Raw genomic sequence first — 22,687 nt, forward strand, 5'->3', positions numbered from 1 at the left:
ACATACGATCGCCTGTCAAGCATAAATATGAGATTTTTTAAGCCGGCACTCTTGACATCGCCCCTAATGCCCAATCCCCCGCCAAATCTTCACAGTTCGATCGCCCGCACCGCTAGCCAAACTCCCCCCATCAGCACTAAACGCCACCGACAAAACCTCACCCCCGTGGCCCGTCAGAATTTCCAGCAAACCCCCCGTACCCGCATCCCACAAATAAATCGTGCCATCCCGACTCCCCGTCGCCAAAACCCGACCATCGGGACTGAACGCCACACACAAAACATCCCCAGAATTGTCCCTCATACTCCGCAGCAGCGTCCCTCGCCCCTGTGCATCCACCCGCCACAGCTTCGCCGTACCGTCCCGACTGCCGGTAGCCAAAATCAATCCTTCTCCTACTCCCCCCCTTACCAAGGGGGGGCTGGGGGGGGTCGGGCCGGCAAGGGAGTTGGGGGAGTTGGCAGCAAAAACGATCGCCCGCACCCAATCCCCGTGTTCGGCCAGAGTACAAATCGATCGATTATTTTGCCAATCCCACAACTGCACAGTCTTGTCCCGACTGCCACTCGCCAAAAACTCCCCGCCAGCACTAAAAGCCACCGCCTCCACCCCGCCAGCGTGACCAGTCAAAGCCGACATCCGCCTTCCCTTATTCAAATTCCACAACTGCACAGTTTTGTCCCGACTGCCGCTAGCCAAAATCTGGCCATCCCGACTAAACGCCACAGCAGCAACCCTGTCAGAATGACCAGCCAAAGCGTACCACCACTTACCCTTATTCAAATCCCAAATATGAATCATTTTGTCCCGGCCGCCACTAGCCAAAGTCGCGCCATCAGGACTAAACGCCACACAAGTCACCCAGTCAGAATGACCCGTAAGAGTGTACCACCGCTTACCCGCATCCAACTTCCACATCTCAATCGTCTTGTCCTCACTGCCGCTAGCTAAAGTCGCGCCATCAGGACTGAAAGCTACCGACATGACAGCATTAGAATGTCCTACCAAAGTATGAACACACCTCCAAGTAGGCGCGCGTGCGGGTACAACCCGCTGCATCGGCGGCACAGGTAAAATAGTGCCTGCAACCGTTGGTGGCACTGCATTCTGCACCACAGGCGTCCTCTGCGGCACGGGAATTTTAGGCGCTGGTAGGGGCGGTGTCCCCGTGCCCGCCGCCGCCGACTGCTGCGGCTGCAAATCTTTTAATACCTCAGCTACAGATTTGTAGCGGCGGCTGAGACTTGGTTCGATCATTTTGTCGAGGATGCGACTTAATTTCGGATCAATTTGAACCTTCAAAAAGTCTCGCCAAACCCAAGCATCTCGATTGATATCGAACAAATCAAAAGGAGATATTTGAGTCAGCAAATAAATGCAAGTTACTCCCAAACTGTACAAATCGCTGGCATAAACCGCTTGACCTCTAATTTGTTCCGGCGCCACGAATTCGGGAGAACCGATGACTGTACCGGTTTCTCTCAAACCCTCCACAACTTTTGCCGCGCCAAAATCAACTAAAACTAATTCCCCGGTTAATGTTGGGTAAGTATAAATGATGGGAGTTTGAGAAAGGCGGCGGCGGATAATATTGGGCGGTTTAATATCTCGGTGAATTACACTGCGATCGTGCACGAACTGCAATACTGGCAATAAATCCTTCAGGAGACTGAGAATCTGACTTTCGCTGAAAGGCCCAGTCCGCGCCAACTCTTCCTGTAAATTCTGACCTTCTATAAATTCCTGTACCAAATACTGATAGCGTTCCTGCTGAAAGTGCGCCAACAGTTCGGGAATTTGCGGGTGTTTCCCCAACTCGTCCAGCCGCACCGCTTCTCGGTTGAATAATTCTGCTGCTTTTTCGCTGCTGCTGGTACCTTGGGATAGGGGGAAAAACTGTTTAATTGCACAGCGCGGTTTTGAGGGTTTGTCTTGGTCTATTGCTAAAAAAGTGCGACCGAAACCACCGCGCCCGAGGGGTTTGATGGCGCGGTAACGCTCTCTGAGCAACAGTTTGGAGCCGCAATTCAGGCAGAATTGGGTACGATCGGCATTTTGCGGCTTTTGACAGGCGGGGTTTAGGCAGTAACTCATAACTGAACCGAGAAGGAATCAGCAGCACATCTCTATGATACTGAGGCACAAGGGCGATCGACTCTCGCGTTCCAATTATAATCTTGAACGCACGGGCGCCCTGAAACCTGGTTTTTAACCAAAATATTTGCTTAAAACTTTCAATCTCGGTTCAAAAACCCGGTTTCTTTGTTCGGGTGCATAAGTCCTAAATTATACTAATTCTCAAAACTCATGCAATAGTATCTGTAGGGTGCGTCGCCACCCTTAAATCTTAAATAATATCCACAATCTTTGAGCGACGCACCTTACACAATATTTCAGCAAACAAACCCACACTCATCATTGTTGCAAGACGAGGCGAGAATTGGTATTAGAAATTAAAGGACTGAAGTCCTTACTACAAACTGGTTAGTAGTTATGACTTTAGTCCTCATAATTTAAGATGTCGCTTTCACTTCCAGAGCATACTCTTTAAACCTTTCCAAGTCAGCCATAAGAGTCGATTCAACTACTCGCGCTAGAAATGAATTGTCCATCAATTTTGCCAGCCAGCCGGGAACTCCATAAGCTACCGTCAGTTTGACAATGCTGCTGTTTTTGCGATCGTAAAATCTGATCGCACCCCGATTTGGCAAACCGTCTACCGATTCCCACTGAATTATCTGATTCGGCACTACTTTGAGAATCCGAGAAAGCCAGCTAAATTCTAACCCGCCAGTTGCGAGTTTCCAGCGCGACAATTCCGGGTTTTCTTCGAGAATGCGAACTGATTCGATCCACTTCATCCAGCGCGGCATTTGCTCTAAGTCTGACCAGAGTTGCCACGCTAATTCGATGGGAACTGCTACTTCTACTTGGACACTGTGTTCTAACCAATCAGTCATGCGATTTTAGATTTTAGATTTTAGATTTTAGATTGTGGATTTTCTCGTTTATTGTCGAATCTAGATCCCCCTAAATCCCCCTTAAAAAGGGGAGTAGGGGTTGACTTTGAGAACACTGTTGCCCCCCCACTTATTAAGGAAGACTTTGAGAACACTCTTGTCCCACCCCCTACTCCCCTTATTAAGGGGGGTTAGGGGGGATCGAATCCAGAGAAACAATGGACTAATGACTGTAAGCTTCGAGAATTGCCTTAGCCGCTTGATGGCCTGAAAGTGTCGCTCCTTCCATACTATCAATGTAGTCTTGCTGAGTGTAACTTCCTGCTAGGAAGAAATTGGCGATCGGAGTTTTTTGAGCAGGGCGAAAAACATCCATTCCCGGCGCTTCGCGATACAAAGATTGAGCGAGCTTAACTACACTGTACCAAGTCATGTTTAATTCCCGCGCTGAGGGGAATAAATCCTGAACTTGCTTAAGTACGTGTTGGGCGATCGCCTCATTGCTTTGTTTAATAAACGGATCTCCCGGAGTCAACACCAACTGCAACAGAGAACCTTGTCCTTCCTTATAATAATCCTTGGGACTTGTCAGCGCCAAATCTGCAAAACAAGAAAAATCTGCATCTGCTGAATATAGCAAATTATCGATTCCTACAGCATGGCTCAACTGTTTGCGCTTGGCTTCGTCTTCCAGTTCCGTTACCCAACCGTCGAACCGCAATTGTACTGTAGCAACTGGCACCGCATCTAATTTATAAATGTTGTCAAATTCTGACCATTTGCGCCAAGCTGGGGGCAATATTTTCTGAATTCCTGGCACATCTAATGCAAACACATAAGCATCGGCGGTAATAGTTTCTTCCGTTTCGCCGCTAGCTATTGCCAAACCAGTTACGTGAGTTTCTGCACCTTCTTGAAACTGAATTTCTCGAACTCGGCGCCGCGTGTGGATTTTCGTTCCTTTGCTTTCCAAATATTCCACAATTGGTTTGTGCAAATATTCGTTGGGAGAACCAGCCAGCATCCGCATGACAGAGGCTTCGGTTTTTGATGCAAAGAATTGAAAGATTGTCAACATACACCGGGCAGAAATATTTTCAGTGTCGATAAAACCCAGTGCGTAGGCGATCGGATTCCACATTCTTTTGAGCGAATTTTGGTTGCCACCTTGACTGCGGAACCAGTCAGCGAAGCTAATTTTATCCAAATCGCGGATAGTTTTCATTGCCCCGTCAAAGTCTATCAAACCTCGGACGATCGGGCTAGTTCCCAGGGCGATCGCATTTTGAATTTTGTCTTGTACGGATAGCTGAGATGTCGTGAAAAACGCCTTCAATCCGTGCAAAGGAGCACCCACCGGAAAGCGAAAATCTAAAGAACCGGTTTCGCCACCTCGATTAATAAAAGTGTGGACGTGTTCTTTGAGGAGCAAATCGTCAAATGCTCCCACTTTTTTCATCAACGCAAATAAGTTATAATAGCAGCCGAAGAAGACGTGCAAACCCATTTCAACGTGATTGCCGTCGGGATCTACCCAACTGCCGACTTTGCCGCCGACAAAGGGGCGGGATTCAAAAATTTCTACTTCGTGGCCAGCATCCACTAAATCGACTGCTGTGGTCATTCCAGCCAGTCCCGCACCTGCGATCGCAACCCGCATTTTACCTATCCTTTACAGTATTTTTACAAATTGTAACAAAATTTAGAATATCAGAAACATTCAAAGTTCATAAATGCCGATCGACACTTGTACAGCCCTCTGAATTCTTGCTAGGACATCGGCACTAATTTGACCGTAAGGGCCTTGTTCTAGGAATGTCTGCCGCAAAGCAGAAACGTTTTCACATACAGCTAGAGAATCAGCTTGCAATCCTCCCTCACCCGCAGGAATCAAGACGCGAGTAGGATTTTCTACTCCTGCAAGGTTACTGGTGAAAGGAACAACAATGACAGAATCCGTAAACTCGTTGCGGATATCGGGAGAAACCACAACTACAGGCCTTTTTTTGGTATCTCCTAACTGACGCAAAGCTCTTGAAAGGTAAATCTCACCTTGGCGAGGATAAGTTTTTGCTGTTGAGTTAGAGTCCATCGCTGCTCCATGTTTCTTCTATCTGTTCCTCTACCAAATTAAACCATTCTTTTTCATCCTCAATATCTTCTTGGCTACGGTTTTGATAAAACTTCCGCAACTTATCTTCTATTTGCTTAGCGTACCAGAGACGGAGAGCTTGTTCGATCGCCTCCGTCCAATCATCAGTAAGCTGGTCTATTTTTTCCGCGAATTCAGCATCAAGGGCGACTAACACTTCTCGCTTTTGAGTAGAATTGGACATAATCATTTTCCTTGCTCATTCAAATAAAAAAAAATGACTGATGACGGTTGACTGCTGACTAATGTGGTTATTGGTTATTAGCAGTCCCAAGCAATTAACAACTGCCAACTGCCAACTGCCAACTGCCAACTGCCAACAGTCAACTAACTTCAAAACATCGGCATCAACTGAAGTGGCCCGATTCCCAACTCTTTAGCAGACACCCAACGCACCTCAAGCAAAGCGATCATATCCTTAAACTGAGGCTGACCGCGAGAAGCACCCATCAACCCTTTAGCAATAATTAAACCGCACCAACCGTTGGTTAATTTACAGCGGCGATCCCACTTCTTGCGAGCTTCCTGATGCACCGGATCGTCTTCATTAAACTCCCCAAACAAATACAGCTCCCCATTTTTAGTTTGCAAAATACCCAAGTCGTATTGCTCATCCTGAAAAGGATTTTCGCCCGGATTAAAACCAATCCCCTTCACGCCTCCAGCTTCTTTCAAATCCTGAATCATAGTTTTTGCCTTCGGATGAGAAGTTTGGATCATCACCACTGGCAAACCATCCCCGGCGGTATTAATATCACTTTCTGCACCTTGGTGGAACTGGACACTTTCGCGCAGGAACTCTACCGTTTCCCAAGGTACGGCGCCGAGACTCAAAAATGAATTTTGCGGCACCAAATCGTCCCGCAGCAGTGGCTTGTCAAATTCATCATCATCATCGTCATCATCGTCATCACCGAGCATCTGGAATAATTCGTCTGACACTTCGGGCATCGTCGAAACTTTAACGGATACCTGTTGAATTTCTCCGTCAGCCTGCGGAACTGGGATGCGGTAGCGGCTGCTAAGACTGGGAAACGTCTCTGCTCCCAATTTCCGGCGGCCGTTGCGGAAAAAGCGGTGAAATGCTTCCAGAGCAACTAACATCGTGAGGGCTTCTTCTTCGTAAAGAATCGATCGCAATCCTTCTAAAGGATGTAGGTTGCCGAAATTTGGTTCAATTTCCGATGGAGGCAACTCGGCTAAATCAATTTCTTCCTCGTCGTCCTCATCAATATCTGCTGCACTTTCAAAGGTAAGAAACAAACAGTCTTGCCCTAAAAAAGCCTGTTCTAAATCTTCAAAAGATTCATCATTATTGACGACTCGTTCTCGAAACCGCTTCAAGGATTCTAGAGAACGGTAAAGTAAAACTCCGTAATCCATTCTGCCTTGCCCCAATACGGACACGTAGAGGCTGGCGACATCCCACTGATTGATTTCAATAGATATAATTTGGTGTTCGCTCAAAGTCCGCCACGGAGCATCTTGCCAAATTTGAGCAGCTTTTTCCATTAAAACTTCAGCATACTGAGGGGGCAACTCAGGAGGTCTGTTGATTGCGACCTCTTCCATGCCGCGAAATATTTCGTCAATTAGGGGCAATTCCGGCACGTAGTCAATGGAAATGCCTAAATCTTGAAGTACGCCCCGCAGATAAAATTGAATTTCTCGGTTTTTGACTACTATTTTTTGGGGGCGGACTGCGGGAGCCGGACTTTGGGGATGTTCCATGGCCCGTAGCAGGGCCCGGACGATCGCCTCTGGGCCGGCATCTGGGCCTACCATGTCCATAGCCCTCACGACTCCTTCGGAGCCATCGACCCAGAGAATGCACTCGCCACCAGCTTCTAGAACGTCATCGTCATCTAGCATCATGTGCGAGTCAGCATTAGATAAGGGTCGGCGATCGCCCTCCCACACGCTGGGAATTTGAGGTAAGTTTTGTAGCCGACGAAGAGTAGAGCGATTCAGCGCTGCCATAGAGTAAGCCCGTTGGGTGAAGCATTGTTGCGGTGCCGGTAGCCGGTCAACCGCTGCTTCTCAATCATAAACCCTATAGGGGGAGAGGACATCGAGCTTGGGAACGAGGCTCCACGGGAATTAAAAATTAGAAGGTAAAAATTCTGCCTTCAGCATCTAACCGAAGGCCTTCTGGCGAATGCCTGTACAATGGAGGGATAAGATTAAACTCTTACCATTAGACAATCTCAGGAGTTCGGCAAATTATGACTCAAGCCATTTCTGAAAAGCGTGGAATTCAAATGACGGACTCTGCTGTCCGTCAAGTTTTAGCTCTGAGAGAGAAACAAGGTAAAGACCTCTGCTTGCGGGTAGGGGTGCGCCAGGGTGGCTGCTCTGGTATGTCCTACGTGATGGATTTCGCCGATCCCAGCACTGTGAAATCCGACGATGAAGTATTCGACTACGACGGTTTTCAGGTAGTTTGCGATCGCAAGAGCATTCTTTATCTCTACGGTTTGGTTCTCGACTTCAGCGATGCTATGATCGGGGGCGGCTTTCAGTTTACTAACCCCAACGCAACTCAAACTTGCGGTTGTGGCAGTTCTTTTTCTACATAAATTGGAAAAAAGGGCATGGGGCAGAAAGTTGTTAACTGCCCCATGCTCTTTTGCGTGCAACATCCCAAATCTAAAATCTAAAATCGAATGACCCCTGAAGAATTGTTTAAAGACGGTTTCGATCGCTACCAAGCTGGCGAAGCCCCGGCTAATCTGATCCCCGTGTTTAAAGAAGTGTGCGAAAAAGCTCCCAAAAATGGCAATGCCTGGGCTAGCCTCGCGTGGCTCTACCTGTTGGAAAATAAACCTGCACCGGCTCAAAAGGCAGCAAAAACAGCCGTTAAATTGAACCCTCACGACCCCCAAGCTCGCATCAACCTAGCAGTAGCCATCCTCGATCTCAAAGAAAAAGGAGTGCGGCCCCATGTAGAAGTGGCTCAGCAACTCCTGATGGCTTCGGAAGAGTTGCTAGACGAAGTTAAGAAAAATTTTGAAGAAGGATTAAACAGAAAACCCGACTGGAAGAGTCTCGCCCGCGTTAAACAGTGGCTTCTGGAGCCGTAACCCCGCAAAAAAGTCGATTTTGGAGCGGGGATCGAGGAAATCGGCTTTGCGGTTTATTACGACATCGTAATAAATCAATAAATAACTTTATGGAAAACTCAGGAAGTCAGTGCTAGTATTTGAAAACTTAGACGATTGCCAAATCCGCTCAGCGGTTTTCAGATTTTATTAGGATAATACTAGGAGTTGTAAAAACATGAGCACTGACAGCCACGTTAACATCAAACCAGCAACCCGCAACCACAAAGGTTTCTTTATTCAGCCAGCTTCTTACAAGTTGATGAGCATCGATAAATCCGGCTGGGCATTGATTTGCATGGACAAAGCAGTTTGTCACTATGTAGATCCTGATGATTTGCAATTGCCGAATAAATCGGGAATGTCTGAAGGTTAATTCTGAAGTTTTGAGAGACTTTAAGATGCTTTATTTGAGTAGCTGCCCTCTATGGAGGGCAGCATCTTTTTTTTTGTCAGGAAAAACTCCGGCAACGCGCAGTGAATCGGGATTTAAGGGATAGAAGGATAGAAGGAAGAATTACCGATTACAAATTAGCGATTACAAATTCCCTAATTGTTAGATTTGAAGGCAAAAAGCATCTCCAACTCAGCAGTTGTCGGTTGTATAGAAGCTGTGGCTACGCTAACTCCTCGGAGAGAATTGAGCAATTCAGCAGCGGGCGGCGAAACTAAATTTGGCTGTACTGCAAGCAAATATTGGTTAGCCCAAGACATGGTTTTTTCCATATCTATGTAAAAGTAACCTTGATTGGCCCGCGGTAAAGAAGTGGCGATCGCCTGAAAACTCGGACTACTGCTTAGGGGTTGTGGTGGCGTCGAAGTAATCACATCAACTAAAGGCCCGCCGAAAGCTACAAACACAGAATTTTCATTCAGCCAACCGTGCCCGAATAAAGTGCCTTGCTGGGGTATTTGCCACTCCGTAACCTCTTTGCCCTCAACGGTTCTAGGGGCGACGCTGACTGTAGGATTGCTTTTGGCGATCGCATCGAGTTTTTTCAGGGTTGCTTCTGCAGCAGGGCGATCGCTCGTTTCAAAAATCATCGCCGCCCCCATGCCCAACTGAGACAAAATGCCTTGATTGGAACCGATCGCCCCGATCGCAAATTCCCCATTCATCCAACCAAAAACATCACGATCGGCATCCAAATCCAACCGCTTAAAACTATCCCTCACCTGCTGAACTCCCCTGTCAACCTCCGGGCTATCTTGTGCCTCAGCGGTTGCTTGCGACCAAATTTGATCGATTCCCTTGCCGCCAACTAAAGCAATAGTTTCATCCGGAAATCTGGGCAACAATTTCGATGCGAATTGTGGAGTTTGCTGCACGAATTTAGGGTCTAACTGAGCAATAGTTTTTACCCTCAATCCCGCACTATCCGCCCCAATTCCCGCAACCAAAGACTTAACTTGTTTGAACTGCGAAAACACTGTCCAAGGCAACTGGATATCTGCGGGCAAATTAGCTTTCAATTGCTCAATTGCCGCCCGATAGTCAGCAATATAAACAGTTGCGATCGGATTCTTGACACCAGCACTCTCTGCAAAAAACTTAGTTGTGCTCTGCTGCGTAGCGAGGGAGGGTTCTCCTTTAAAAGTATCGATCGCCAATTCCACAGGCTTTTTCAAAGGAGCCATCACTAATTGGTCGTTCAGCAAAGCCACACTGTAGCGCTTGCCAGTTGGCTCTGCAATCTCAAAAATTTTAACTCCTTTATACTCGGTTTCTTGAGTAGTTGCACCGGGCTGAGATTTTAATTTATTAGCAAAATTCCAAGCGCTAATTTTATTTTTCACGCTGACTACTACCAGCAGTTTTGGAGGCTCTGTATTCGTCACAGCATCAGGGGGCAGCAAAGCGACCATCACCCCCCCTAACCAAGGCTTTAAGTCTCTGTCAAAGTCGATTTGAGTGCCTGCCAAGCTTTGTTCTTGAAAGGCCTTCAAACCCTGACCGATTAACTTTTGAGCCCCTGGCGTGCCAAATCGCTGCAATTGTGACAACGCTTGGGGATTGGGGGAGATAAACGCGGCCATCATTGCTTCGTCGGGCACAACTTTGGCGCTGTCTTGAGGGTTGGATACTTGTTGGCTCAAACCCTGGAAGTAAAAGTAGACCGCAGCGCTACCTGCTGCGGCGATGGAGGCAGCAATTAGAAGCTTTGATTTTTTTGCAGGCATGGTTTGTGTTCCTCGCGTCCCATATCAGTTTAATCAAAATACAGAAAGCTTGTGGGGAGGCGATCGGGCCGGCGCTCTAGTTTTGTATAATTCACAACAAGTTTGGACGATCGTCTAAACTACTAAAAATGTGCATTGCGGGTAAAAGATGAAAGTAGCGATCGCGGGAGCAACGGGATTTGTAGGTAGCAGGCTGGTGGAGAAGCTGCAAGCTGCAGGACATCAAGTGGTGGTTTTAAGCAGGGATGCGGCGAAGGCTGGCCGAGTTTTTCCGGCTTCAGCTTATCCGAATTTGGAAGTTGTCGCCTACACTCCAGCGGAGTCTGGTGATTGGCAAAAGTCGATCACGGGCTGCGACGCTGTTGTCAATTTAGCAGGAGTGCCGATTGCGGAGGAAAGGTGGACCCAGGCGCGCCAGCAAGCAATTCTGGACAGTCGCAGACTGACGACGGCAAAATTGGTCGAGGCGATCGTCAATGCTAATCCTAGACCATCGGTGTTTGTTAGCGCATCGGCGATCGGCTATTACGGAACCAGCGAAACCGCTGAATTTGACGAAACTAGCCCTGCTGGGGATGATTTTTTAGCAGCAGTTTGCAAAGACTGGGAAGCAGCAGCCCAACCTGCAAAAAATGCGGGAACGCGGCTAGCAATTTTGCGGCTGGGGATAGTTTTGGGAATGGGAGGCGCGCTGGCAAAAATGCTACCCCCTTTTAAACTATTTGCAGGCGGGCCGATTGGGACAGGAAAACAGTGGTTTTCTTGGGTTCATCGCGAGGATGTGGTTGATTTAATTTTGTACGCTTTGCAAAATCCGCAAGTTGAAGGTGTTTTGAATGCGACAGCACCGAATCCCGTGCGGATGAATGAATTGTGTCAAACTTTAGGAGAAGTTTTGCAGCGACCTTCTTGGTTGCCGGTGCCAAGTTTTGCTTTAGAAATGCTGTTGGGAGACGGGGCAAAACTTGTTCTGGAAGGGCAGAAAGTGTTGCCTAAACAAACTTTAGCTAGCGGTTTTCAATATCAATATCCGACGCTAAAATTAGCACTCGAAGAGATTTTATCGGCAAGTTAAATTCCCTCGTTACCCTCGTTTCCAGGCTCTGCTCATTGGTGACAACTTAAGCCTCCAGTCCGCTCTTAGACTTAAGTCCCTGGCTAATAGCTTAAGTCAACAGCGAGGAGGACTAATAAGTTTAAAAGTCTTCTTCTGGGTTCTCCTCGCTGTTGACTTAACGGGACTTAAACAAGTTTTAAGCCCAAATAAAGCCCAAACTGGCTTTATATGAAGCAAGTACGTCCGTATTTTCTTGCAGCCAGCCAAAAAATCTGTAAGATATAGCGGTTCTAAAAGCTAATAAGGCAGAGCATAAATGTCGTGAAAGGTTGGTTAGCCCACTGCCGACGTAACCCTCCTGTTAACTGATGCCAAATGATAAAAGTATAAGCACCAAATACTAATATCAAAAGTCGATTCAGGCTTTTCCTGCTGCTCACTTGATATTCTTTTAGCCCTAGCCAGCATGAGAGCCTCACGGTAAAACACTTCCACCCACTTACGTTGGGAGTAAGTTGTTATACTAATTCTAAAAAATCATGCAACAGTAGCTGTAGGGTGCATACAGTCTTTCAGGAAACAAACCAAAAACTCATAACTGTTGCATGATTTTGGAGAATTGGTATTACTATCCATGATGCTGTTGCCCGCGAGCGTGGCAGCATTAGTCACTAAATAATCAACTTCTGTTGCGGTGGAACCGGTCGGAGCATTCATGACGATAGCGACTGTTTTTGATATAAGTTTGCCCTGAAATATCCGCCGTTTAACCATCGCCCAAGAGCGTTGCAGCACTCAACAGAGCAACAGCCCCTTCCTCCTCCAAAGGTCGCGAAAAAAAGTACCCTTGATAGGAACTGCATCCCAAAGAACGGAGTATAATTAGTTGCTCTTGCGTCTCCACCCCTTCTGCGATTGCCTCTAATTCCAAAGAACGGGCCAGATTTAAAATCGCCTCCAGCAAAGTCAAATTTTTCCCTCCTTCCTCCAGGCAGCAAACAAAAGAGCGGTCAATTTTGAGAGTATCAATCGGCAGCAATTGTAAGTAAGATAAATTTGAATAACCCGTGCCAAAATCATCCAAACACACCTTAACCTGCCGAGCTTTCAATAGCTCTAGCACCCCAGCAGCCTCCTCAGCATTCTCCATTAAAACACTCTCGGTAATCTCTAACTTCAAAAATTCGCCCTTTAAGTTATGCACTCGCAGCAGTGAGTCTAAAAGCGGTAACAAATTAGGAGCAAATAGCTGAAGTCCCGATAAATTAACACTCATATTTAAAGGTAAATAGTCAGGGAATTGCAACTGCCATTTACTTAAACAAGCCACTGCTTCCGACAGTACCCACTCCCCTAGTGCCACAATCAAACCCGTTCTTTCCGCCACTGGAATAAACACGCTCGGAGAAACCAAGCCGCGGGTCGGATGCCGCCATCTTACCAACGCTTCAAACCCCACTATTTGACCAGTTATAAAAGATACAATTGGCTGATAGTTCAGGTAAAACTGTTGTAAATTAATTGCATTTTGCAAGTCATTTTCTAACTGGAGTTGCTCTAAAGCTCTTGACTGCATACCAGCATCAAATACAACAGTGCTACCAGCACCCCGAACAAAAGCCTCATGTCTAGCCGCGTCAGCCGCCCGCAGCAAATCTTCCGGCTCTTCTGTGCCAATTGCACCTAAAGCAATGCCAATACTAACGCTAGAAAAAACAGCAGTTCCATTTAAGTTAGACGGCATTTCTAATGCTTGACGAATGTGTTCTGCTGCATCTAAAGCTAACTGAGAATTAGTAATATTTGCCAGCCAAATCGCAAACGCATCTTCTCCCACTCTTGCTATAAGATTCATATTCAAAGCCCAAGCCTCTAACCGCCGTGCTACTTCTACTAGCAACTGCTCTCCTCTAGAATGACCTAAGCTATATTTAACAACTTGATAACGGTTAAGAGTCAGCAATAAAATAGCTTCTAAATGACCCAGTTCTATTATAGAATTCCTGCCACTACGCATCTCCTTTAAGAGCAAATTACGGTTAGGTAAACCTGTCAGATCGTCGTAAAATGCTTGGTAACAGATTTGTGCAGTCGCTGTAGCAAGTTCCTGCTCTTTTTCCCTAGCAAGTCGCACAAACTCTAAAGTTTTATTAATTGTAATTTTTAAGTCATCCAAATCAATAGGCTTCGTTAAAAAATCAAAAGCACCCCGATTCATAGCTGTCCTAATATTTGGCATATCCCCGTAAGCTGAAACCACTACAGCTTTGAGCGTCGGATCAATAGCTGGCAGATTCTCTAGCAAAGTTAAACCGTCCATTTCGGGCATACTAATATCAGTTAGCACCAAGTCAAAGGAGCCATCAGCTTGCAGTTTATCCAAAGCTTGAACTCCATTAAGTGCAAAATCAAACTCAAATTCTTGAGTGCTGATTTGATGCCGAAATAGCTGAAGGATTACATATTCTAAAAGTGGTTCGTCATCAATTACTAAGATTTTAGCTGTCATGGAATTGCTCTTGTTAGCAAGTAGCCAGGAGTTTATTTAATTCTCTTGTAAGGACAATCCCCCTGTGATTGCCCCCTGGGGTTGCACCGTAAGTAAGTTTGGGGCAGGCAGGAAAGCACTGCTCCTACAGAAAACTCATCATTTTCAGGACTTACGCTCCTAAACCGGGTTTATCTAAAAAATTGAAGATTCTCACTAGAAATCTACTAAGAAACCCGGTTTCTAGCCTAGAGGTGCGTAAGTGTTGATTTTATCAGTTCCCAACCATTAAGTGGGAATTGCAATAATAAATTCCGTTCCCTTGCCAGGTGTAGAGTTACAACTGAGCCATCCCCCGTGTTTTTCTTCAACAATAGACCGCGAAATTGATAAACCCAATCCCGTCCCTTTACCCACAGATTTTGTAGTAAATAAGTGGTTAAATACCCGCTGTTTCACTTCTTCTGTCATCCCCATCCCGTTGTCCGCAATAGAAATTATAACATGAGAAGTGGAATTATCCTTGATATTTTTTTCACTCTCATCGGTAAGGAAAGTGCGAATCTTAATTTTATTAGGATTCGCCTTAATTTCATCGCGGCTTCGCGCTGAATCCCACTCTTCCAATGCGTCAATGGCATTAGCAATGATATTTAAAAACACCTGATTTAACTGTCCGGGATAACACTCTACTGGGGGTAATTCTCCGTAGTTTTTTAGCACTTGAATTTCGGGTTTACCCTCATTCGCTTTGAGCCGATGTCTCAAAATTAATAAGCTACTATCAATTCCTTCATGAATATTGAAACGAACTTTGGATTTAGTATCTGCCCGCGAAAAAGTCCTCAGAGAAATGCTGATGCCCCGAATGCGCTCAGTTCCTTCTTTCATAGAACTGAGCAGTTGTGGCAAGTCTTCTAAGAGAAAAGGGAGGTCAAGAGCTTCAATTTGAGTTTGTACTTCTGGATTATTTAGGGAGCTGTGTTGTTGATAAATATTGAGAGCAGTCATCAATTCTTGAAAGTAGCTTTCGGCGTGTTCAATGTTTCCTATAATGAAGCTGATGGGATTGTAAATTTCGTGGGCAACTCCGGCCACTAACTGGCCGACGGAAGCCATTTTTTCGTTTTGAATGAGTTGAGTTTGCACCTCTTGAAGTTCTGTTAAATTTTGTCTGACTTGTTTAACAGTTTCTAAGGCTCTTTGGATGGTGATTTCCATGTCCTGAAAATCAATGGGTTTTGTCAAAAAGTCAAAAGCTCCCCGGTTCATGGCAGTTCTAATGTTTTGCATATCTCCATAGGCGGAGATGACGACTGCTTTTAATGTATTGTCGATTTCTGAGAGTTTTTCTAGTAAAGTTAACCCGTCCATTTCGGGCATATTAATATCTGTTAGCACTAAATCAAATGGTGGAGATTCTGCAATTTTTTCTAAGGCTTCTCTGCCATTGTGAGCAAAGACAAATTCAATTTCTTTGATCCGAATTTTTTGCCTAAATTTTTGTTGAATGACGTATTCTAATAGTTGTTCATCATCGACGACTAGGATTTTGGCTGTCATGGGGAGCTATTCTGTATCCTATGGTAGAAATAACTAGGGTGATTGCTTACTATAGCACGTTGTTTTAATTTTGTAAAAGATTAAATTCCTTAATGAGAATGTAGTCAGGAAGAAGGAAGAAGACTTATGCAATCAGCTTTTTAGTCATCCGTGTTTTACGTTTAATTAAGTGGATCTACTTAAGATTCACTGTATAATTTTAAGCCGTGCAGGTGGGTTTGTGTAGAAGCACTTTCAACCTGCGAGTAAAGTTACTGATGTAGTGTTTTAACGCCTCGAACGTGCGCCAAAGCTATTTAACTTTTGGGCAAAGTAATGATGAATTCGGTGTAATTTCCGGTTTCGGTTTGCACTTCCAAATTGCCTCGATGTTGTCCAACAATGATATCGTGAGTGATGGATAAACCTAAACCTGTTCCCTGTCCGGGAGGCTTGGTAGTGAAGAAAGGGAGGAATATTTTTTGTTGATTTTCTTTAGGAATGCCGATGCCATTATCATGAATGCGAATTTCTATTGCAGTGCCTAGATTTTTAGTGGTAACAGAAACTGTGGGATTGAAATCGGCGGTCATTTTAGATTGTTTAATATAAGAGGCATAGCAAGCATTATCAATGATATTAATTAAAGCGCGGCTGAGGTCAGAAAAAGCGACATCTAGTTCTTCAATTGATTTGTCATAGTCGGTTTCAATGGTAAGGTTGAAGGTTTTATCTTTAGCACGGATGCTGTGGTAAGCTAATTGTAGGGATTGAGCGACGAGGGCGTTGATGTCGGTTTTTTGGCGGCTGCTGCCCTCGCTGCGAGCGTGCATTAGCATACTTTGAATAATGCTGTTGGCACGTTGTCCTTGTTCGTTAATTTCTGATACATTGCGCTTAAGATAAGTGAGGTTTTCGTTAATTAATTCCAGAGATTCGGAGTCTAAGTTTTGGGATTGGCGGTCTATTTCTTCTGCGATTTCAGATGTTAAGTCTTCTGAGAGTGTAGCAAGAGAAGTGACGAAGTTGAGGGGGTTGCGGATTTCGTGGGCAACACCTGCGGTGAGGGCTCCGAGGGAGGCGAGTTTTTCTGAGGCTACTATTTGTTTTTGAGCTATTTTTAATTCTGCGGTTCGTTCTTCAACTTTTTGTTCTAGGGTTTCCGAATATGCTGCAAGTTGTTGGTTGGCTTGTTCTAAATTTTGGTTGAGGTGATTGACTTCTGCGTAGAGTTTGGCATTAGTAATAGCGATGGCAGCTTGTCCCGATAGCATTTGTAAGACTGTGAGTCTGTCAGCGGTAAATGCAACGGTGGTCAAGTTATTTTCGAGATAGATAATCCCTGTAAGTTGACCTTGATTGAGCAGGGGTCTACACAAGATTGATTTGGGCTGATTTTGTTGGATATAGGGGTCTTTTTTAAAAATTCCTTCGTGGCTGGCATCGTTTAAAACGACTGTTTCTTTAGTGCGAGCAACGTAGTTAATAATTGCGGCTGGAACTGCATTTTTTAGGAGAGGAACGGAAATATTTTCCTCTTCAGGTTGTTGAGGAGTGGTCAATACGGTGAGGTCGTTACCTTCCACGATTCCGGTGGCTGAAATCACCCACTGATTCTCGCTTTGGTTAGATGAAAAAGGGGGTTTTGTGAGCAATGAACCACGAGTAGCTCCGGCATTTTCTATGAGAATGGTCATTAATTTACCTAGCAGTTCGCTGAGAACAATTTCCCCCGATAACGCCTGTGCTGCTTTCATAATTGTACCGAGGTCAAGTGCTGTTGAATGGCTGCAAGTAGAGGTTGTCGTCCAGTTTGAGGTGGTTGTGCTAGTGGGGTCGAGGCTGATAGTTTCAGACTGCTGCGTGCGGGAGATGAGATGGGGATATGTTTCTTCTAAGTCTCTGACTTTGGCGATGGCTCCCCAGCGAATGTAGCAGTAATAGGCTTCGGTCATGTAGGTTTTGGCGACTTTTTCTCTACCGAGGGCTAGATAAAATTCGGCAGCACGTTCGTTAGCGAGGGCTTCTTCTTGGATGAATCCTTGTTCTTTGGCTCCGTTGATGGCTCGTTCGTAGTAGGTTATTGCTGTCTCGTTTTGTCCTAATACTCGCGCTTTTTCTGCTTCTACGAGTTCGTATTTATGTTGGAAGTTCATTGGGGCGTGGTGCGCCCAGGTTTTCATTTGTTTTTGATGGGTGGCGACTTTCTTGAGGTATTCTTTTTGTTCGGTTTTGGTGGTGACTGGGTAGTGAGCGAGGAGGGCTAGGGAATAGTAGAAGTTGCATGTACTTGGCAGCATAGCACCACTCAAGTTTTGCTTGTATTTTTCTAGTAATATAGCTATTTCAAGACCTTGGTAAAAATGTTTAAATAAATAAAATAGCATAAGTTTAGCTAAATAAAAATAAGCAACTGCCGTATTATTATTAGCTTCTTTTAAAATAGATAATCTTTGTGAATCATCAAAGCTTTCTCCTATAAGTGTAGTATTAGGAGATTCATTTTTTATGTTCAAGACAAATTGATGCCAGATAGCCAAAAGATCGACCGTAAATTCTTGCTTGTAATTTTCAAGTGCTTTTAGATATCGTTGCTGAACATTAGCAACAGATTCTAGGTGCTCGCCACTCCAAAAAAGATTAATAGATTGATATAAAGCTCCATAACCTGCATATTCTAAATCTCCCGTTTCCACTCCACTGTTAAAAGCTTCACTTAGAGGAGTTATTGTATTTTTTATTGGCTCTTTACACTCTCGAATAAAATGGTTAAATGAATGGTAAACCTTAGCTTTTATTTCTCTAGCATTAAACTGCTCCAATAAAGTTAAAGCAAGTTGTCCAAATTGATATCCAGAATCGATATCTCCCAGCACTCCACAAAGCAACATACCATACATACAATAACCCTGAGCAGATAAAGCTGTATTCCCATATTTGACAGAAAGATAGACAATTTTAAAGACAACAAGTGGAAAAAGAGCGGGACTAGCAGCAAATGCTGCCGGAATAATATTCATCAAAATCCTTATAGTTGCCAAATGATCGGGGTTAGTCATCTCTGGCAAGTTTGCTAAATCTCGAATTTGTTTTCTCCCTACTATAAATTTGGTACGAAATAATCCAAGCATTATACTGAGCTTGTTTGGATGTTTAGGCAAAGAAATTCCTAATTTTTTTAGCAGTTGCAGTGCTGTGTCTAAAGCTTTTTGAGGCTGATTTTGGGATAAATAAAATGGAATTTTTAATTCATATACCTTGATTTTTTCAAGGACAGTTTTTGTTTGTAAAAGAACAATATCAGATAGCTTTTGTGCCTGTTCAAAATTAATATTAAGGTATTCTACTTCCAATGTTTCTAAGTGGATATCTCGCATCAATTCATAGTGAACTTGCCAGCTAGATTCTGGCAGCAGTTCTAAACCTACATTCAAATATCTGACAGCGGCTTCATAAGCTGTCGCTGCTTTTGCTTTTCGTCCAGCTATCAAATTAAAATTGGCAAGTTCATTTTTTTCTGACTCTTGCGTGATGAATTCCAACCCAATATTCAACTGATTAACAATATCAAATATATTCTCTTCCAAGGCGTTGTCTGCGTATTGCTGCAACAATAACTTACCAATTTTCAAGTGGGTGGCTTTTTTCTGATTTTCAGGAATTATTGAATAGGCTGCTTGTTGCACCCTGTCATGTAAAAATCTATAGCTAACTTTGGATTGTTCAAAAAGTAGCGTTCCTTGTTCTTCTGACTGAAAAGCCAGAGGAATTTTGTAGTCGTTACTTAGGGGTAAAATTAGACCTGCTTGAAGTGCTGACCACAAATCATCGGCTGTTTCTAGCGGTGATTTTTCATTAACAATCGCGCAGACATCTAAGTTAAAGCGGTTGCCGATACAAGCGGCTAATTGTAAGATTTGCTGCGTAGATTCTGGCAGTTTTTGAATATTTCTGGCTACCAGTTCGACAACGTTATAATCAGCAATTCCCAGGGTTTGAATCTGCTTAATGTCCCATTTCCAGCAACTTTTGATAAATTCAAAGTTTAACAGTTGTTCACAGTGCAGAGTCTTGAAAAGTTGTGTTAGGAAGAAAGGATTCCCCTGAGTTTTATTGAAGAGTAAGTCTGCTAATTTTATTGAATTGTTATCTCCCTGAAGAGTATCGGCTACTAATTGACGGACGTTGCTAATATCTAAAGCCTGGAGGACGATGTTATTTACAACCGCACCTGTTTTTTCAATCTCTTCAATGGTTTGAATTGTGGGATGAGTGGGGCTAACTTCGTTATCTCGATAAGCTCCAATTAGTAATAGATATTCGCTATCCGTGTCTGTGATCAAGAGTTGCAGCAACTTCAGAGAGGCTGAATCAGCCCACTGCAAATCATCTAGGAATAGAACAAGCGGATGTTCTGGTTTAGTGAATACATGAATAAATTGTTTATAAACTCGGTTGAAGCGATTTTGAGATTCTGTTGGACCTAGCTGGGGAACTTCTGGCTGTTCGCCCATAATCAGTTCTACTTCGGGAATTACGTCGATAATTACCCGTCCATTTTGTCCCAAAGCTTGTACAAGTTGCTCTTTCCAAATTCCTATATTTTCTGCGTTTTCTGTTAACAGTTGTCGAATTAATTCTTGAAAAGCTTGAATTAAGGCGGCGTAGGGAATGTTCTTTTTAAATTGGTCAAATTTACCGGCGATAAAATAACCACGCTGGCGGACTATTGGTTTATGAATTTCTTGCACAACGCAGGTTTTTCCAATGCCTGAATAACCGCTGACGAGCATCATTTCTGTTGAGCCAACTGCAACTCGTTCAAAGGCTGCCATTAGGGTTGCAACTTCTGTTTCTCGTCCATATAGTTTTTGAGGAATAAGAAATTCACCGAATCGATCTACTTTTCCGGCTATGAAATCTTTAATTTCTCCTGATTTTTCTAGTTGTTTGAGACTTTCTTCTAAATCGGCTAAAAGTCCGCGAGTGCTTTGATATCTCTCTTCAGCAGTTTTTGCTAATAATTTCATTACGATATCAACTACGGCCTGGGGAATTTCTGGATTTAGCTGATTTAGCGGCGCGGGTTGTTTTGCGATGTGAGAATGCACCAATTCCATTGGGTCGTTAGAATTAAATGGTAGTTGACCCGTCAGCATTTCATAGAAGGTAATACCCAGGGAGTAAAAGTCGGTGCGATAGTCTATTGAGCGGTTCATTCTCCCGGTTTGTTCGGGAGACATATAGGCGAGTGTGCCTTCGATGTAGTTGGGGTTACTGATGGTAGGAATTTCTTTTTCGAGGCGGGTGGAGATGCTAAAGTCGATGAGTTTTATTTCTCTAATTTCGGGTTTTATGAGGATATTTTGGGGTTTAATGTCTTTGTGGATAATTTGATTTTGATGCAGTTCGCCGAGAATTTGCGCGAGTTGACTGGCGATTTGAAGAAAGTTTATTAAGGAAGTTTTTTGGGCGGTAATATATTGTTTGAGGGGTTGTCCGCCAAAATCTTCTAAGATTAGGGCAAGTCCGTGTTCATAAGGTTTTAATTCGATGGGCTTGATAATGCCTGGGATGTTTAAAGAGTGGAGGATTTGATACTCGTGTCTGATTCGGGCGATTTCTTCTAGGGTGGGATACTCGGCTTTGAGGGTTTTAATGATGACAGCAGTGTGTTCTAATTCGTAGCGACCTTGATAAATAACGGTTTTTGTACCTTCGTGGAGCGGGGCAATCAGTTGGTATCCAGGTAGAGGGGTTCTCATTATATATCTTTAAAGGAGTACAGTAGTGAAAGAGCATGATACTGATGAACCCTGAGTTGATATATCATGTTATCAGTTTTTAACATTTTACCTTTGTATCGAAGATTATTTTCGATATAAAACAAAAACTTAAGATTTAATTAATTAAATCTTAAGTATTGACAAAAATCTAGTTATTAGATAAAAAGTCGAAGCTTTATCGGAAGACAACCAGACTGCCGGAGTTCCCTATTTCCTTAGCGTGCGCCTACAAGTGTGGCTATTAAATTTTCTGAGGGGGTCGGAGCAGGCCCTAGAGCCACATCGCCCCATCGGATAATACTGGCGGCGGAGCTGCCAGAAAAACCGTGAGAATAAATCATCACTAAATCGTCTTTTCTGATTTTTTTCACGGCGGCTGCATGATGTAAAGCAGCCATAGCAGACACTACGGAAATGTTGCCATACTTGGGAAAAATGTCGATGATTTTATCTTTAGGTACATTCAGTTCTAAAGCACAAAAATCGACATAACCTGCTGCTGGTGGGTAAAAAATGAAGTAGTCTATATCCTCCACTGCAATTCCAGATTCAAACAAGATTTTTTGGCAGCATTGCTGGAAGTATTTAATGAATAAAGAAGTCGCGTATTTCACTAAATCTTTATTCAAAGTAATTAACACTCTTGGATTTCCCATCTGATCTACCGTAAACCTGGGATAAATTACTCCGCAGGTATCATGAGTGTTTGTTGAATAGGAATGGAGTAAACCTTGTCCTTCTTCTAGTTTCTCAACAATAAAAGCGGCTGCTCCATCTCCAAGCGTGAATGAGAAAGAATTGGTATACTCTATGTGCTTGGAATAATTGCAGGATAAGGAGACTAATACCCTTTTAAATCTTTTGTCTCTGATTAACGCAACAGCATTTTCCAAGGCTAAAAGAGCTCCTCCACAGGTAGCATTTAAATTCCAAGCGACACCTCGAAAGCCTAACTTTTGTGCTATGTGAGTAGCATTCCCAATCACTAATTTTTCTGGAAACATCGCGCAAGAAATCAGCAAATCAATATCATTGATTTCTACTTTATTGGCTTGCAAAACTTTTTCAATTGCTCCACATTCAAGAGAAATAGAAGTTTCGCCTTCAGCCAAAACTCTTCTTTCTAACGCTCCCCTGAATATATCTTCTCGATAAGGTTTTACTGCCTGTACCCAATTAGCATTTTCTTGGGAATCATTATCAAACAGTCGCACTTTTTTATTTTTTTGCTCAAGCTCAGCTAAGAACCCTGGATAATTCTTTTTCCAGTAATCGTTAGTACGTACACGCTCTGGAAAATTAACTGCAATTGCTCGGATTCCTACAGCTTGATTCATCTTGACAAAACTCATTTGAACAGAAATAAACAACATGAAATTTTGGACCTTGCCAGCTCTAGGCTCTAACTCCTAGAGCTAGC

General features: G+C 44.0%; 15 protein-coding genes and 1 pseudogene. 4 read left to right on the forward strand and 12 right to left on the reverse strand.

All coding sequences use genetic code 11. The annotated features are described in order from the left end of the window. Window positions 1–63: 63 nt before the first annotated feature. From QUA74_RS06050 to QUA74_RS06075, 6 genes are all read right to left on the reverse strand, one after another. A complete protein-coding gene (locus QUA74_RS06050; protein WP_333326108.1) occupies window positions 64–2,094 on the reverse strand; it encodes a serine/threonine-protein kinase in 2,031 nt (676 codons plus the stop codon). Window positions 2,095–2,513: 419 nt separating this feature from the next. Next, complete coding sequence (locus QUA74_RS06055) at window positions 2,514–2,960, reverse strand: SRPBCC family protein (protein WP_333326110.1); 447 nt, start codon at window positions 2,958–2,960, stop codon at window positions 2,514–2,516. 223 nt (window positions 2,961–3,183) lie between these two features. Further along, window positions 3,184–4,620: a 9,9'-di-cis-zeta-carotene desaturase gene (zds, locus tag QUA74_RS06060; RefSeq protein WP_333326112.1), complete on the reverse strand. Its 1,437-nt coding sequence runs from the start codon at window positions 4,618–4,620 to the stop codon at window positions 3,184–3,186. Between the two features lie 60 nt (window positions 4,621–4,680). Further along, window positions 4,681–5,052: a type II toxin-antitoxin system PemK/MazF family toxin gene (locus QUA74_RS06065; RefSeq protein WP_190735159.1), complete on the reverse strand. Its 372-nt coding sequence runs from the start codon at window positions 5,050–5,052 to the stop codon at window positions 4,681–4,683. Continuing rightward, window positions 5,042–5,296 (reverse strand): hypothetical protein, encoded by a 255-nt coding sequence (locus tag QUA74_RS06070; RefSeq protein WP_333173316.1) that lies wholly within the window; start codon window positions 5,294–5,296, stop codon window positions 5,042–5,044. The genes QUA74_RS06065 and QUA74_RS06070 overlap by 11 nt, the downstream gene beginning before the upstream one ends. Window positions 5,297–5,445: 149 nt before the next feature. Further along, window positions 5,446–7,092 carry a DUF6930 domain-containing protein gene (locus QUA74_RS06075; protein ID WP_333326115.1) on the reverse strand — a complete coding sequence of 549 codons (1,647 nt, stop codon included), beginning with the start codon at window positions 7,090–7,092 and terminating at the stop codon, window positions 5,446–5,448. A 245-nt stretch (window positions 7,093–7,337) separates the two neighbouring features. On the opposite strand from QUA74_RS06075, the gene QUA74_RS06080 reads away from it, so the two are divergent. The 3 genes from QUA74_RS06080 (at window position 7,338) to QUA74_RS06090 (ending at window position 8,589) form a co-directional block, all read left to right on the forward strand. Beyond that, window positions 7,338–7,691, forward strand: a complete 354-nt coding sequence (locus QUA74_RS06080) for a HesB/IscA family protein (RefSeq protein WP_006632680.1) — start codon at window positions 7,338–7,340, stop codon at window positions 7,689–7,691. 87 nt (window positions 7,692–7,778) lie between these two features. Further along, window positions 7,779–8,195, forward strand: coding sequence for a tetratricopeptide repeat protein (locus QUA74_RS06085; protein WP_242716671.1), 417 nt, complete (start codon window positions 7,779–7,781; stop codon window positions 8,193–8,195). Window positions 8,196–8,391: 196 nt separating this feature from the next. Next, complete coding sequence (locus QUA74_RS06090) at window positions 8,392–8,589, forward strand: hypothetical protein (RefSeq protein WP_006632682.1); 198 nt, start codon at window positions 8,392–8,394, stop codon at window positions 8,587–8,589. Window positions 8,590–8,762: 173 nt separating this feature from the next. Here QUA74_RS06090 and QUA74_RS06095 read toward each other — a convergent pair whose 3' ends face one another. Further along, window positions 8,763–10,394 (reverse strand): DUF3352 domain-containing protein, encoded by a 1,632-nt coding sequence (locus QUA74_RS06095; protein ID WP_333326117.1) that lies wholly within the window; start codon window positions 10,392–10,394, stop codon window positions 8,763–8,765. Between the two features lie 148 nt (window positions 10,395–10,542). Between QUA74_RS06095 and thyD the strand changes: the two genes are divergently transcribed. Beyond that, complete coding sequence (gene thyD, locus QUA74_RS06100; protein WP_333326119.1) at window positions 10,543–11,469, forward strand: thylakoid membrane protein ThyD; 927 nt, start codon at window positions 10,543–10,545, stop codon at window positions 11,467–11,469. Between the two features lie 178 nt (window positions 11,470–11,647). Here the strand turns inward: thyD and QUA74_RS29810 are convergent. The 5 genes and pseudogenes from QUA74_RS29810 to QUA74_RS06125 form a co-directional block, all read right to left on the reverse strand. Next, window positions 11,648–12,186 (reverse strand): annotated as a pseudogene (locus tag QUA74_RS29810) (hypothetical protein); the annotation flags it as partial. Window positions 12,187–12,217: 31 nt separating this feature from the next. Next, window positions 12,218–13,960, reverse strand: coding sequence for an EAL domain-containing protein (locus QUA74_RS06110; RefSeq protein WP_333326120.1), 1,743 nt, complete (start codon window positions 13,958–13,960; stop codon window positions 12,218–12,220). 267 nt (window positions 13,961–14,227) lie between these two features. Then, the gene (locus tag QUA74_RS06115; protein ID WP_333326122.1) at window positions 14,228–15,502 is read right to left on the reverse strand and encodes a response regulator; all 1,275 of its coding nucleotides are present in this window, start codon (window positions 15,500–15,502) and stop codon (window positions 14,228–14,230) included. A gap of 296 nt (window positions 15,503–15,798) precedes the next feature. Further along, on the reverse strand, window positions 15,799–21,246 hold the full coding sequence (locus QUA74_RS06120) for an AAA family ATPase (protein WP_333326124.1): 5,448 nt from the start codon (window positions 21,244–21,246) through the stop codon (window positions 15,799–15,801). 236 nt (window positions 21,247–21,482) lie between these two features. Continuing rightward, window positions 21,483–22,640, reverse strand: coding sequence for a 3-oxoacyl-[acyl-carrier-protein] synthase III C-terminal domain-containing protein (locus QUA74_RS06125; RefSeq protein ID WP_333326125.1), 1,158 nt, complete (start codon window positions 22,638–22,640; stop codon window positions 21,483–21,485). Between the last annotated feature and the right edge of the window lie 47 nt (window positions 22,641–22,687).

The sequence above is a fragment of the Microcoleus sp. LAD1_D3 genome, from assembly GCF_036702135.1.
Lineage (GTDB): Bacteria > Cyanobacteriota > Cyanobacteriia > Cyanobacteriales > Microcoleaceae > Microcoleus.